This is a genomic window from Dickeya ananatis (assembly GCF_019464615.1).
In the GTDB taxonomy this organism is placed as follows: Bacteria; Pseudomonadota; Gammaproteobacteria; order Enterobacterales; family Enterobacteriaceae; genus Dickeya; species Dickeya oryzae.
In genome coordinates, this window is sequence record NZ_CP040816.1 from 4,522,015 (window position 1) to 4,536,551 (window position 14,537).

The window sequence follows — 14,537 nt, forward strand, 5'->3', positions numbered from 1 at the left end:
AGTTATTTCCCCCGGCCCATCAAATAATCAAACAGGTAGCTTTCACCGGCGGCGTCAAACACGGTGATTTGCAACTGCCGGTTATCCACGCAGGTCAATAGCAGTTTTTTCTGTCCGCCGAAGCTGCTTTCCGTCTGGCCTATGGCCTGGGTATCGGTCATCTGGCGGGCGCTGAGCGTGATGTCATCGAGTTTGGTCGCATAGCGAAAGGCCACCGAGCCATTGCCGGTGATATCGCCGTCTTCGGTATTCAGCGTGACGTTGACCAGATGGTACGGCGCTTTCTGGTCATACATCTCTTTGAAGTAATCGCTCAGCTCGTCGTACTCCTGCGCCGGGAGTTGCAGGTAATACTCGTAGCTGTAGTCGCCGTCAAAGCAGCTGTTGTGGCGCAGCCGGGCGATCGGGTCCGGCAGGGTGTGCAGCGTGACGTCGTTGAGGTAGCGCAGGCGGCTAAGTTGCTGTTGGTAGCTCTGACGCAGGCACTCTTCATCCCGACAGGTATTTCGGCTGGACAGCCAACTGCGCTGGAACTGCGTCAGGATTTTGTCCTGTGCGACACGCTCCGCGTTACCGGTAAGAAATGCGCGCGATTTCTGCCACTCTTTCGCCAGTTCGTCGTCCAACTGACTGAGCGCGGGTGTCTGGCAAATCAACTTCTCCTGCGCCGAACTGGCCTGTTGGCAGGGAAAGCTGGCGGCCAGCGACGGCAGCGCAACGCACCCCACAGCCAGAGGCAGCAGCCATGTAGCGAGCAATCGTTTCATTATTTTTCCTGTAAGGTTTCCCAAAATGCTGCAATCAACGGGGTGCCAAGATGTGTTCTCTGTACGCAGACACCCAGTTCGAATGGTTCCATCGCTTGTGCTTCTAATACGGATACCCGATTACGCACCGGTTCCGGGCTGTTTTCAAGTACCACATCAGGGATCAAGGCGATACCGCAGCCTAGAGCAACCATCGACACCATCGCTTCATGGCCGGAGACGGTTGCATAAATAGGCGGATTGGTAATGTGTTGACGACGGAACCAGACATCAATTCTTTTCCTCACCGGGCCGTGCTCTGGCAGGATAAACGGGATTTGCGACCAGTCCGGGTGCGGCTGCAACGCTTGAGTTTGCACCGGGCACGGCAGCGCCGGAATGATCAATACCAGCGGGACCTTGCCGATGGGCATGAAATCCACACTGGCTGGCAGCGTTTCCGGCCGGCCAGCAATGCCGAGGTCCGCTTCGTTGGATTGCACTTTATCCAGTGCGTCAGCGGCATCCCCCGTGGTCAGTTTGATTTCCACTAATGGGTGCCTGGCTCGGAAACGGTCGAGGATCGGCGGCAAGTGGCTATACGCGGCGGTGACGGAGCAAAATAGCCGTAGTTCACCGCTGAGCGAATGGCCCTGCTGTTGCAAAATCAGGCGTAATTGCTGGTATTGCAGCAGGGTTTGCTGCGCGAAGGTTTTCAGGTGTTCTCCGGCATCGGTCAGGCGCACGGTGCGGTTATCACGCAGAAACAGCGCCTGACCAATGTCCTCTTCCAGCCGCTGAATCTGGCGCGACAGCGTGGAGGGGCTGATATGCATCGCCTTGGCGGTGCGGCCGAAGTGGCGGCTTTCCACCAGGTGCAAAAAGAGTTTCAGGTCCCGTAAGTCCATGCGCGCTGTGTCTCGTTTTAGTGTTGCAAATCTTGCAATATGACGTTGTTAATATATCAATTTAAGCAATGTATTTCCTGTCATATGATAATGGCATTCTGATGGCGGTAGTTATCGCTGTCCCGTACATAAAGCAAACACAATATCAAATGGAGCACGCCTCATGGCCAATTACTTCAATACACTGAACCTGCGTCAGCAGCTGGCGCAATTAGGCAAATGCCGCTTCATGAGCCGTGACGAATTCGCGGATGAAGCCAGCTACCTGAAAGGCAAGAAAGTGGTCATCGTGGGGTGTGGCGCGCAGGGGCTGAACCAAGGGTTGAACATGCGCGATTCCGGTCTGGATATTGCCTATGCGCTGCGTGCTGAAGCCATCGCTGAAAAACGTGCCTCATGGCGCAAAGCGACCGAAAACGGCTTTAAAGTAGGTACCTATGAAGAACTGATCCCGCAGGCGGATCTGGTGGTTAACCTGACGCCGGACAAACAGCATTCTGCTGTGGTACAGGCGGTACAGCCGTTGATGAAACAAGGCGCTGCGCTGGGTTATTCCCACGGTTTCAACATCGTTGAAGTGGGCGAGCAGGTTCGTAAAGACCTGACCGTAGTGATGGTGGCGCCGAAGTGCCCGGGTACCGAAGTCCGCGAAGAGTACAAACGTGGTTTCGGCGTACCGACGCTTATCGCCGTTCATCCGGAAAATGACCCGAAAGGCGAAGGTATGGCGATCGCCAAAGCGTGGGCGGCTGCGACTGGTGGTCACCGTGCGGGCGTGCTGGAGTCTTCTTTCGTGGCGGAAGTGAAATCTGACCTGATGGGCGAGCAGACGATTCTGTGCGGCATGTTGCAGGCTGGTTCTCTGCTGAGCTTCGACAAGCTGGTTGCTGACGGCGTTGATCCGGCTTACGCGGAAAAACTGATCCAGTTCGGTTGGGAAACCATCACCGAAGCACTGAAGCAGGGCGGTATTACCCTGATGATGGATCGTCTGTCCAACCCGGCCAAGCTGCGTGCGTTCGCGCTGTCTGAGCAGTTGAAAGGCATTATGGTGCCGTTGTTCCAGAAACACATGGACGACATCATCTCCGGCGCATTCTCCAGCGGCATGATGGCTGACTGGGCTAACGACGATGTGAAACTGCTGACCTGGCGTGAAGAAACCGGTAAAACTGCGTTTGAAAACGCTCCGCAGTTTGAAGGTAAAATCGCTGAGCAGGAATACTTCGACAACGGCGTGTTGATGATCGCGATGGTAAAAGCGGGTGTAGAACTGGCATTCGAAACGATGGTCAGCTCGGGTATCATCGAAGAATCGGCTTACTACGAATCACTGCACGAACTGCCGTTGATCGCCAACACCATCGCTCGTAAGCGTTTGTATGAAATGAACGTGGTGATCTCCGATACCGCTGAGTACGGTAACTACCTGTTCGCCAATGCGGCGGTACCGTTGCTGAAAGGCGCGTTCATGGACAGCCTGCAGCCGGGCGATCTGGGTAAACCGGTCGCAGCGACCAGTGTGGACAACGCGCAACTGCGTGACGTGAACGAAGCTATCCGCAACCACCCGATCGAGGTTGTGGGTAAGAAACTGCGTGGCTACATGACCGATATGAAACGTATTGCGGTCGCTGGCTAAGGTCATCGGGACCTTTCCTCCTGAGAGCGGGGCGCAGATTGCGCCCCGTTTTTTTTGCACTCAATTTACAATGTAGGGCAGGGATGAACGATGCAGGACATAAAAATGGCGAAGACGTTCTCTTTATTCTCAAGGAGAGTCGGTATTGCTGTGGTCGGCGTGGCCGTGATGCTGGTGGCCTTTCTCTATGGGGCAGGTGACGATTACACGTTGATACGGCAATACCGGCTTGAAAACAACGTGACGGTGAATCTGCTGGAGCTGGGGAACGGTGGTGCCATGGCAGGGGATGTCTATCGGTATACCGTCAGCGTGAATGGTGGGGAGGCCAAAGAGGTCCTGAAGACCAATAGCCGTGACGCCGATATCCGTATGCAAGAGGGTGTACTGGTGATTAACCTGACTGGCGATGTGTACCGGTTAGATAACCGTGTTCGCCTTCATGACGGCTATGAAACACTGAAAACCCGCATTACCGTGACCCACCCGTAATACGGCCCGATGCGCTGGGCCGTATCGTTATCTTAAGGTCAGGCATCCGCCGGTGCAGACTTAAATACCTGTTCGGCCTTTTGGAAACGCTCGGTGACGACAGAAGAAGGTGCCCGGCCCAGCAGGCTCACGACCATAATCGCCGCACTGGACAGCAGAAAACCGGGGATGATTTCATACAGATTCAGCCAGCCGTACTGTTTCCAGACGATCACGGTCACGGCACCGACCAGCATGCCTGCCAGCGCACCATTGCGAGTCATTCGTGGCCACAGCAGGGAAATCAGAATGACGGGGCCGAAGGCAGCGCCGAAACCGGCCCAGGCGTAACTGACCAGCCCCAGCACGCGGTTTTCAGGGTTCACCGCCAGTGCAATCGCGATGACTGAGACCAGCAGCACCATGGCACGACCGACCCAGACCAATTCTCTCTGACTGGCGTTTTTACGCAGAAACGGCTTGTACAAATCTTCAGTGATGGCGCTGGAACACACCAGCAGCTGGCAACTGAGCGTACTCATCACCGCCGCCAGAATCGCGGACAGCAACACGCCAGCAATCCACGGGTTAAACAGCAGACGCGCCAGTTCGATGAAGACGCGTTCACCATTTTGAGCAACGTTGCCAGCCTGATCAGGGTTACCCGTGAAGTAGGCAATGCCGAAGAATCCGACGGTGACGGCACCGGCCAGACAGAGCACCATCCAGGTCATACTGATACGACGGGCATTGCGGATGGTGTGGTGTGAATCGGCCGCCATAAAGCGCGCCAGAATATGCGGCTGGCCGAAATACCCCAACCCCCACCCCAGCAGCGACAGAATCGCGACGGTGTTCAACCCCTTGAACATGTCCAGATTCGCCGGGTTTTTGCTTTCAATGACCGCCAGTGATGGTGCAATACCGCCAACCGACAGAATGACGATCACCGGCGTCAGGATCAGCGCGAAAATCATCAGGCTGGCCTGCACGGTGTCAGTCCAGCTAACGGCCAGATAGCCGCCGATAAAGGTATAGGCAATGGTTGCCGCCGCACCGGCCCATAAAGCGGTGTCGTAGCTCATGCCGAAGGTACTTTCGAACAGACGGGCACCCGCCACAATGCCGGAAGCGCAATAAATGGTGAAAAACACCAGGATCACCAGCGCGGAAATGACCCGCAGCAGTTTGCTTTTATCTTCAAAGCGGTGGCTGAAGTAATCCGGCAGCGTCAGCGCGTTATGGTTAACCTCGGTATGTACCCGCAGGCGTCCGGCGACCCAGGTCCAGTTCAGGTAAGCGCCGATAGTCAGGCCAATTGCTATCCAGCTTTCCGAGATACCTGACAGAAAGACGGCCCCCGGCAACCCCATCAGCAGCCAGCCGCTCATGTCGGAGGCCCCGGCAGATAACGCCGTGACCACACTCCCCATACGACGTCCACCCAGAATATAGTCGCCAAAATTGTGGGTGGCGCGATAGGCCATCAGGCCGATCAACACCATCCCGAAGATGTACACCAGAAAGGTCACCAGCAATGGTGTGCTCATCGTCGTCATTATTTTCTCCATTGTGATGCGATCCGTCAGTCCTGCGCTCCGGTAGGCCGGGCACTGTCCGGCTTGCCGGAACGGATTCGCGATAATAGTTGCTACAGGTTGCACCTTTCAACTGATGGCTGGCTAAAGCGACATGCCAACGCGGCTGGCATTGCCAGTAAAGCCTGCGATCATTCAGAAGAATGGGCGGCAATAGGGTGAAAAGCGTAGTTTATTAACAAGGTTGCACAAAGTTGCAACATGCCGGATAGTAGCTTTGCTTTCCAACATCACTTTCTTATACCCGTCATACCTCAGGTTGCAGGTGCGTTGGCTTTCTTCCTCGCCTTTTGGGCCAACGCGAGCGTTTTGTTCTGCAACTCGATGTATTGAGGGCGCATAACAGGAGCGGATATGGGCACCACGACTATGGGCGTCAAGCTCGATGAGGCCATGCGTGAGCGTCTTAAAGCCGCGGCGCAGCGCATCGATCGCACGCCGCACTGGCTGATTAAACAGGCCATTTTCAGCTATCTCGAACGCCTTGAAAGTGGTGCAGACACGCCTGAAATTCCTCCGCCGGTCGGGCAAGACCCGAGTGAGGCGGCAGAGATTATGCCGCAATCGCCACAAGAAGAAACCCACCAGCCGTTTTTGGACTTCGCAGAGCAGGTTTTGCCGCAATCGGTGCTACGTTCAGCGATCACGGCGGCGTACCGTCGGCCGGAAACGGAGATGATACCGATGTTGCTGGAACAAGCGCGTATGCCAGAGGCGATGTCGCACGCTGCCAGCGCGCTGGCGGCCCGTTTGGCGGCGACGTTACGCCAGCAGAAAAACAGCGGCGGCCGGGCAGGCATGGTACAGAGCCTGTTGCAGGAATTTTCGCTGTCATCGCAGGAGGGCGTGGCGTTGATGTGTCTGGCGGAGGCGCTGTTGCGTATTCCGGATAAACCGACGCGGGACGCACTGATTCGCGACAAAATCAGTACCGGTAACTGGCAGTCACACGTTGGGCGTAGTACCTCGCTGTTCGTCAACGCCGCGGCCTGGGGGCTACTGGTGACCGGCAAACTGGTGTCGACCCACAATGAATCTCATCTCTCCGGTGCGTTGAACCGTATCATCGCCAAAAGCGGTGAGCCGCTGGTGCGTAAAGGCGTGGACATGGCGATGCGGTTGATGGGCGAGCAGTTCGTCACCGGGGAAACCATCGCCGAAGCATTGGCGAATGCCCGCAAGCTGGAGGCGCGAGGCTTCCGTTATTCCTATGACATGCTGGGCGAAGCGGCGATGACCGGTGATGATGCCACGGCGTATCTGGCATCTTATCAGCAGGCCATTCACGCAATTGGTAAAGCCGCCTGCGGGCGTGGTATTTACGAAGGGCCGGGTATTTCCATGAAACTTTCGGCGTTGCACCCGCGCTACAGCCGGGCGCAGTACGAGCGCGTGATGGACGAGTTGTATCCGCGCCTGCTGTCGTTAACGCTGTTGGCGCGGCACTACGATATCGGCATTAATATTGATGCCGAAGAAGCGGACAGGCTGGAACTGTCTCTCGACCTGCTCGAACGGTTGTGTTTTGAACCCCAACTGACGGGGTGGAACGGCATCGGTTTCGTGATCCAGGCTTATCAGAAGCGTTGTCCCTTTGTGATTGACGCGATTATTGACCTGGCGCGTCGTAGTCAGCGGCGATTGATGGTACGGCTGGTGAAAGGCGCTTACTGGGATAGCGAAGTCAAGCGCGCTCAGGTGGATGGTCTGGAAGACTACCCGGTCTATACCCGCAAGCTGTACACCGATATCTCCTATCTGGCGTGTGCCCGTCGTCTGCTGGCGGTGCCGAACCTGATTTACCCGCAGTTTGCCACCCACAACGCCCATACGCTCAGCGCCATCTACCATCTGGCAGGCAACAACTACTACCCAGGCCAATATGAGTTCCAATGCCTGCACGGCATGGGAGAACCGTTGTATGAGCAGGTGGTGGGTAAGGTGGCGGACGGTAAACTGAACCGCCCATGTCGGATTTACGCCCCGGTCGGCACCCATGAAACCTTGTTGGCCTATCTGGTGCGCCGTTTGCTGGAAAATGGCGCCAATACCTCGTTTGTCAACCGGATTGCCGACCCGTCGGTGGCACTGGAAACACTGGTGGCTGACCCGGTCAGGGAAGCGGAAGTACTGGCGGTACGGGATGGGCAGGTTGGGTTGCCGCATCCGCGTATTCCGTTGCCGCGTGCGCTGTATGGCAATGGGCGACGCAACGCCAGCGGGCTGGATTTATCCAGCGAGCACCGTCTGGCGTCGCTATCCAGCGCGCTGCTAAGCAGTGCCGCCCGACCCTGGCAGGCACAGCCGATACTGGCTGTCGACGGCGATGTCGGCGGTGAGGCCCGACCGGTCGTTAACCCGGCTGAGCCGCGTGATGTGGTGGGCTATGTGCGTGAAGCGCAGCCCCAGGAGGTCACACTGGCGCTGGCGCAGGCAGCCAGCACCGGTGATATCTGGTTCGCTACGCCTGCCACCGAACGGGCCGCTATCCTGTCGCGGGCGGCCGACCTGCTGGAAAACCAGCAACAACATCTGTTGGGATTGCTGGTACGGGAGGCGGGAAAAACGCTGGCGAATGCGGTGGCGGAAGTCCGTGAAGCCGTGGATTTCTTACGTTATTACGCCGCATTGGTGCGCGAGACATTCAACAATCATGATTACCGCCCACTGGGGCCGGTGGTATGCATCAGCCCGTGGAATTTCCCGCTCGCTATTTTCACCGGTCAGGTGGCGGCAGCGCTGGCGGCGGGTAACAGTGTACTGGCTAAACCAGCAGAGCAGACACCGCTGATTGCGGCGCAGGCAGTGCAGATACTGCATGAGGCTGGGGTGCCGATCGGGGCGCTGCAATTGTTACCGGGGAATGGCGAAACCGTGGGCGCTGCACTGGTGCGTGACGAACGGGTACGCGGGGTCATGTTTACCGGTTCTACGGCTGTCGCTTCTCAGCTACAACGCGCGCTGGCTGGACGGCTCGACCCGCAGGGGCGTACCACGCCGCTCATCGCTGAAACCGGCGGTATCAACGCGATGATTGTTGATTCGTCGGCGCTGACCGAACAGGTGGTGGCGGATGTGATGACGTCGGCGTTTGATAGTGCCGGTCAACGTTGTTCGGCGTTGCGGCTGTTGTGTGTGCAGGAGGAAGTCGCGGACAAAACGCTGACGATGCTACGCGGGGCGATGGCGGAGTACCGCATGGGGAACCCGGAGCGACTTTCCACCGATGTTGGGCCACTGATCGATGGCGATGCGAAGCAGCGGATTAGTCACCATATTCACATGATGAGGGCCAAAGGGCGGCCGGTGTTTCAGGCCGCCTGGCCGAATAGCCGGGATGAGGCGGAATGGGGACACGGGTATTTCATTCCCCCGACGCTGATTGAGCTGGACAGTGTGGAAGAACTGCAACAGGAGGTGTTCGGTCCGGTGCTGCACATCGTGCGTTATTCCCGCCATCAACTGGAGCCATTGATTCGACACATCAACGCGGCCGGTTACGGCCTCACGCTGGGTCTGCATACCCGTATCGATGAAACCATCGCGCGGGTGACGGGGCTGGCGAAGGTGGGCAATCTGTATGTGAACCGCAATATGGTCGGTGCGGTGGTCGGCGTACAGCCGTTTGGTGGTGAGGGGTTATCCGGTACCGGTCCCAAAGCGGGCGGGCCGCTTTATCTGCACCGGTTGCTGTCGTATCGCCCGGATGATGCCGCAACGCAGGTATTCACCCATCAGGACAACGAACGCCCGGCCGATTTCACCGCACGTCAGACACTGCTGGCCGGATTACAAGCACTGGAAACCTGGGCGCGGCAGACGCAGCGTAACGTGCTGGAGTCTTGTTGCCAGCGTTATGCCGGGCTGACGCAGAGCGGCACCATTCGGGTATTACCCGGCCCGACCGGCGAGCGTAATACCTATACGTTGTTGCCGCGAGAGCAGGTGCTGTGTGTGGCGGATAATGACGATGACGCGCTGGTGCAACTGGCGGCGGTGCTGGCGGTGGGCAGCCGGGCGTTATGGCGTGAAACGCCGGAGCGACAGGCGCTGTATCGGCACCTGCCTGAACCGGTACAGGCACGGCTGGTATTCTGCCGTGATGGCATAACGGACGGCAGCCGGTTTGACGCGGTGATTTTCCACGGTGATGCCGATCAGTTGCGTCAGTTTAGCGAGCAGTTAGCGCAACGCGATGGGGCGATTGTTAGTGTGCAGGGGCTGTCCCGTGGCGAAACTGACATTGTGCTGGAACGGTTGCTGATCGAGCGCTCGCTCAGTATTAACACCGCTGCCGCGGGCGGCAACGCCAGCCTGATGACTATAGGTTAATGACACCAGAGGTTGTTATCGGTGATTTATGTCGGAACTGTGGAAGGTTTCGTGCTTGATAACATCGGTTATTCTTTTGCTGCATCATCGCACGCACGACAAGGAGAGGCTCAACGCCGCCTCTCCTTGACCTCTGGCTAATGGCTAAACTGCGCCGCTACCGCGGTCCCTTCGGCGTTCGCCTTCGCTGTTCGGACCGCCTGTGACGTGCTCCCAGCACGGCACAGGCTTTCGCTGCGTCCATGCGGCTCATCCGACGAAGTCGCCCACCTCAGCACAGTTTTAATGCCAGAAAGCACCCACCTGTAATGTAAGAGGGGGTGTTAACAGCCTAAAAACGAATCTCGCCGCCTCTACTCCCATTAGTTACGGTACAGCACCTTGATAATGTGGTAGCCGAACTGGGTTTTGACCGGGCCGAAGGGTTTGAGCAGCTCGCAGGAAAACACCGCCTTGTCGAAATCCGGAACCATGTCGCCTTTACGGAATTCGCCTAAGTCGCCGCCATTACGCTTTGACGGGCAGGTCGAGTGTTTTTTTGCTAACTGCTGAAAGTCTGCTCCCTTCTCGAGTTGAGCCAGAATGTCGGTGGCCTGCTGTTCGGTATCCACCAGAATGTGCAATGCTGCTGCGGTATTTGCCATAGTACGCTCCTTGAGCAAAGGGAAAGCCGATGTTACCAGTCACAGCCTAGCACCCCCTTGTGACGAAAGGAAATGCGGCGCGCGTTCCTGTTTGGGGAAGGAGACCTCGCGCTGGTCCGGACTTTTGCTACAATCCTGTTCTGTTACAATCCCCTTCCGTTTGAACGTCGAGCTCGAAACATCATGCGCATGAATCCCAGCCAACAACACGCCGTTGAATTTGTGACCGGTCCCTGTCTGGTCCTGGCCGGGGCGGGATCCGGCAAAACGCGAGTGATTACCCAAAAAATCGCCCATCTGATCCGGGGCTGCGGCTATCAGGCCCGCCATATCGCAGCCGTGACCTTTACCAACAAAGCGGCTCGGGAGATGAAAGAGCGTGTGGCGCAAACACTGGGGCGTCAGGAAACCCGTGGTTTGCTGATTGCGACCTTCCATACGTTGGGGCTTGAGATCATCAAGCGTGAGTACGCGGCGTTGGGCATGAAGTCTAACTTCTCGTTGTTTGACGATCAGGATCAGCTGGCGCTGTTAAAAGAGCTGACGGAGTTGTGGCTGCAAAACGACAAGGACTTGCTGCAACAGCTTGTGTCTGCCTTGTCCAACTGGAAAAACGACCTGATTGACCCTGCACAGGCAGCAGCACTGGCGCGCTCAGAGCGGGACCGGTTGTTTGCGCATTGCTACCGGCTGTATGACGAGCATCTGCGGGCCTGCAACGTGTTGGATTTTGATGACCTGATCCTGCTGCCAACGTTGCTGCTTAAACGCAATGAAGAGGTGCGTGAACGCTGGCAGAACCGCCTGCGTTATTTGCTGGTGGATGAATATCAGGATACCAACACCAGCCAGTACGAACTGGTGAAGTTGCTGGTAGGCAGTCGGGCGCGCTTTACCGTAGTGGGCGACGACGACCAGTCGATTTACTCCTGGCGCGGTGCTCGCCCACAAAACTTGTCGCTGTTGCAGCAGGACTTTCCGCAATTGCAGGTTGTCAAGCTAGAGCAGAATTACCGCTCGTCTGGGCGAATTCTCAAGGCCGCGAATATTCTTATCGCCAACAACCCGCACGTGTTCGAAAAGCGGCTGTATTCCGAGTTGGGATATGGTGAAGAGCTGAAAATCATCACCGCCAATAACGAAGATCATGAAGCGGAACGGGTGGTAGGTGAGCTGATTGCCCACCACTTTATCCGCAAAACCCAGTATGGCGACTACGCCATTCTTTATCGCGGTAACCACCAGTCCCGGTTGTTCGAAAAAGTGTTGATGCAAAACCGCATCCCTTATCGCATTTCCGGCGGTACGTCGTTTTTCTCTCGCCCGGAAATCAAAGACCTGCTGGCTTACTTACGCGTGCTGACCAACCCGGAAGACGACAGCGCATTCTTGCGCATCGTGAATACACCCAAGCGTGAAATCGGCCCGGCGACACTGCAAAAGCTGGGCGAGTGGGCCAGGCAGCGCAACCGTAGCCTGTTTAACGCCAGCTTCGATATGGGGCTGAGCCAGACCCTGAGCGGGCGCGGGCTGGAGTCATTGCAGCGTTTCACGCAGTGGATCGGTGACATTGCCCGACTGGCGGAACAGGAACCGGTGAAAGCGGTACGTGATTTGATCCACGGGCTGGATTACGAAAGCTGGTTGTATGAAACCTCGCCCAGTCCGAAAGCCGCGGAAATGCGCATGAAAAACGTCAATACGCTGTTTACCTGGATGACGGAAATGCTGGAGGGCAGCGATTTGGATGAACCGATGACGCTGACCCAGGTCGTCACCCGGTTTACCCTGCGTGATATGATGGAACGTAACGAGGCCGAAGAAGAACTGGATCAGGTGCAACTGATGACGCTGCACGCCTCTAAAGGGCTGGAGTTCCCTTACGTGTATCTGGTCGGCATGGAAGAAGGGTTGTTACCGCACCAGACCAGCATTGATGAGGATAATGTCGACGAGGAGCGTCGTCTGGCCTATGTGGGCATTACCCGGGCACAGAAAGAACTGACGTTTACCTTGTGCCGCGAGCGTCGGCAATACGGTGAGTTAATTCGCCCAGAGCCGAGTCGTTTCCTGCTGGAATTGCCGCAGGATGATGTGATGTGGGAAACCGAACGCAAAGTCGTCAGCCCACAGGAGCGGATGCAGAAAGGGCAGAATCATCTGGCCAACCTGCGCGCCCAACTGGCGAAGGCCAGAGACAAAGACTAACTCGGGAAGAAAAGACTAACGCGGGAAGCTATGCCGGGCGCGATGGCCCGGCGTGTTGAGGCTAACGGTCAGGGCGTGACGGTTTTACCGTCTACGGTCACGTTTTTCACCGTACCGAATTTCCACGGTGAAGATCCGCTACGCAGGTTGCTGAACGTCAGGTTATTGAACTGGCTGTCGCTCAGGTCACTGATTGACGTCGGGCTTACACCGCTGAGTTTCATATTGCTGAAAGTAAACTGGCTGTGCCAGATGTCTTTGCTGCAGTCACCGCTGATTTCAATCGATGGGCTTGACCCGGTGCTGTCCTGCACGGTGATGTTTTTGACGGTGAAGTCATAAAAACGTGCTGGTACCGTGGCGGGGGTGTAATCGGTGGTGCCGTTGTTGTCAGCGTAACTTAACGTCACGATAACCACCTGTTTGGCCAGGTTTTTCAGCGCACTGTTACGGAAGATGATGCCATGCGCACCACCACCGATAGCCGGGGCGCTTTTGGCCCGCAGGCCGATGTCGCTTTGGCTTATCACGTTATTTTCCGCCAGTACATCGACGATGCCGGCACCGGTATGGCTACCCAGTACGACCGCACCATGCCCGTGACGGAAATAGTTATTGAATAGCCAGGCATTTTGCGTCGGCTCCTTGTGTTGCGCGGACTGACCCATACCGGCGGCGAAGTTGATACTGTCGTCTCCGGTATCAAATACGCTGTTGAATACCATGATGTTTTGGCTGTTGCCAAATTCGACGCCGTCGCCATTGTTGGCGTTGAATGTCTGATGGGTGACGCCGTTTTCCACCACATTTTGGCTTTCCAGGAACATCACGCCGTGGTTGGCTGGGTTACGGATGGTCACATCGGCGATGTAAGCGTTTTTGACGCCGCGCAGAGTGATGAGGCTTGAACGGCGCTGGCTGTACGCGGTTTTGGTATCCATGCCGGTAGCGGTGGCCGCAGCAACCTGGTTTTTAGCCAGAATACCGTCTTTGCTAACCTTGCTGTTATCACTCTTCACGTACTGCGGCAGGCTGTTGCCCAGTTCATCTTTGGCGTCTGTGCCGCGTTTCCAGCCGTTGCCGTCGATAACGCCTTTACCGACGATACGAATGTTTGTGAATGTCCCAACGGCTGAACTGTTTTTGTCGATGGCGTTGATAAGCGAGGCAGGCCGCATCTGGGATGAATAACTGTAAATCTTATAGGCATCAGGGTAATCCGCCGCGTTATCCGAACCTAATAACGTCGCACCCTGCAACAGATTCAGGGTCATGTCGCTTTTCAGCCACAATGCGCCTGTCTTGAAAACGCCAGCTGGGACATCGATGCGACAGCCGCTTGGGCAGGCGTTGATCGCCTTTTGTATCGCGCTGGTATTGAGCGTGGTGCCGTCGCCCTTCGCACCGTACTGGGTAATGTTGATGACTGTCGGCGTGGCGGTGGTGGTGGCGGTGACCGTGTTGCTGTCCGTGGACGTTGTTCCGTCGGCATAGACGGCCCGCACGGTGAACCGGTAGTCAGTGTTGGCTTTCAGTCCATCGATTTTGGCGTTTTGTACCACAATGCGATGGTGAAAACTGGCCGTGTCATTTTTGTAAAACGCACTGATGTACGGTTTCGCTGGCGAGTTCTTGTCGTTATTTTGGCTGGCGAGTCCAATCAACTGGCCGTTCTGGTAAATCTGGTAATCGGTGATATTGGAGGTATCTTCTGGCGCGTCCCACACCAGCACCACACTGTGGTCATCGTTAGACAACGTCGGTACCTGTAGCTTTTGCGGGACTTGAGCAGGACTGGCGATTGCCAGCGCCGGGAGACTGATCAGGCAGGCCGACACCATCGACGCCAGAGTATGGCGCCGGAAAAATATGAGCGTTTTCATCCTTGTTCCTTCATTGTGTTTATTTCAAAAATACGCAATGACGTCAGAAATCGTATTGACGTCAGATTCAGGCAGTAGTCTGTATTCGGTCCAGGTACAGCATGA

At 56.4% G+C, this 14,537-nt stretch carries 9 protein-coding genes; 4 read left to right on the plus strand and 5 right to left on the minus strand.

Going from position 1 to position 14,537, the window contains the following annotated elements; translation table 11 throughout:
* Positions 1 to 2: 2 nt before the first annotated feature.
* Positions 3 to 767 carry a lysozyme inhibitor LprI family protein gene (locus FGI04_RS20195; RefSeq protein WP_342699367.1) on the minus strand — a complete coding sequence of 255 codons (765 nt, stop codon included), beginning with the start codon at positions 765 to 767 and terminating at the stop codon, positions 3 to 5.
* The gene (gene ilvY / locus FGI04_RS20200) at positions 767 to 1,654 is read right to left on the minus strand and encodes an HTH-type transcriptional activator IlvY (RefSeq protein WP_407337153.1); all 888 of its coding nucleotides are present in this window, start codon (positions 1,652 to 1,654) and stop codon (positions 767 to 769) included. The genes FGI04_RS20195 and ilvY overlap by 1 nt, the downstream gene beginning before the upstream one ends.
* Positions 1,655 to 1,817: 163 nt before the next feature.
* Here ilvY and ilvC point away from each other — a divergent pair, with 163 nt between their 5' ends.
* Together ilvC and FGI04_RS20210 are read left to right on the plus strand one after the other, a co-directional pair.
* Positions 1,818 to 3,296 (plus strand): ketol-acid reductoisomerase, encoded by a 1,479-nt coding sequence (ilvC, locus tag FGI04_RS20205; RefSeq protein ID WP_407337155.1) that lies wholly within the window; start codon positions 1,818 to 1,820, stop codon positions 3,294 to 3,296.
* Positions 3,297 to 3,401: 105 nt separating this feature from the next.
* Positions 3,402 to 3,788: a hypothetical protein gene (locus FGI04_RS20210; protein ID WP_342699365.1), complete on the plus strand. Its 387-nt coding sequence runs from the start codon at positions 3,402 to 3,404 to the stop codon at positions 3,786 to 3,788.
* 38 nt (positions 3,789 to 3,826) lie between these two features.
* On the opposite strand, the gene putP is transcribed toward FGI04_RS20210, so the two are convergent.
* A complete protein-coding gene (putP, locus tag FGI04_RS20215) occupies positions 3,827 to 5,326 on the minus strand; it encodes a sodium/proline symporter PutP (protein ID WP_210174832.1) in 1,500 nt (499 codons plus the stop codon).
* Between the two features lie 393 nt (positions 5,327 to 5,719).
* Here putP and putA point away from each other — a divergent pair, with 393 nt between their 5' ends.
* Positions 5,720 to 9,697: a trifunctional transcriptional regulator/proline dehydrogenase/L-glutamate gamma-semialdehyde dehydrogenase gene (putA, locus tag FGI04_RS20220; RefSeq protein WP_407337157.1), complete on the plus strand. Its 3,978-nt coding sequence runs from the start codon at positions 5,720 to 5,722 to the stop codon at positions 9,695 to 9,697.
* A 362-nt stretch (positions 9,698 to 10,059) separates the two neighbouring features.
* Here the strand turns inward: putA and ppiC are convergent, their stop codons facing one another.
* Positions 10,060 to 10,341 carry a peptidylprolyl isomerase PpiC gene (ppiC, locus tag FGI04_RS20225; RefSeq protein ID WP_012767933.1) on the minus strand — a complete coding sequence of 94 codons (282 nt, stop codon included), beginning with the start codon at positions 10,339 to 10,341 and terminating at the stop codon, positions 10,060 to 10,062.
* 183 nt (positions 10,342 to 10,524) lie between these two features.
* Between ppiC and rep the strand changes: the two genes are divergently transcribed.
* A complete protein-coding gene (rep, locus tag FGI04_RS20230) occupies positions 10,525 to 12,549 on the plus strand; it encodes a DNA helicase Rep (protein ID WP_342699363.1) in 2,025 nt (674 codons plus the stop codon).
* A 68-nt stretch (positions 12,550 to 12,617) separates the two neighbouring features.
* On the opposite strand, the gene FGI04_RS20235 is transcribed toward rep, so the two are convergent.
* Positions 12,618 to 14,432 (minus strand): glycosyl hydrolase family 28 protein, encoded by a 1,815-nt coding sequence (locus FGI04_RS20235; protein WP_407274200.1) that lies wholly within the window; start codon positions 14,430 to 14,432, stop codon positions 12,618 to 12,620.
* Positions 14,433 to 14,537: the final 105 nt, after the last annotated feature.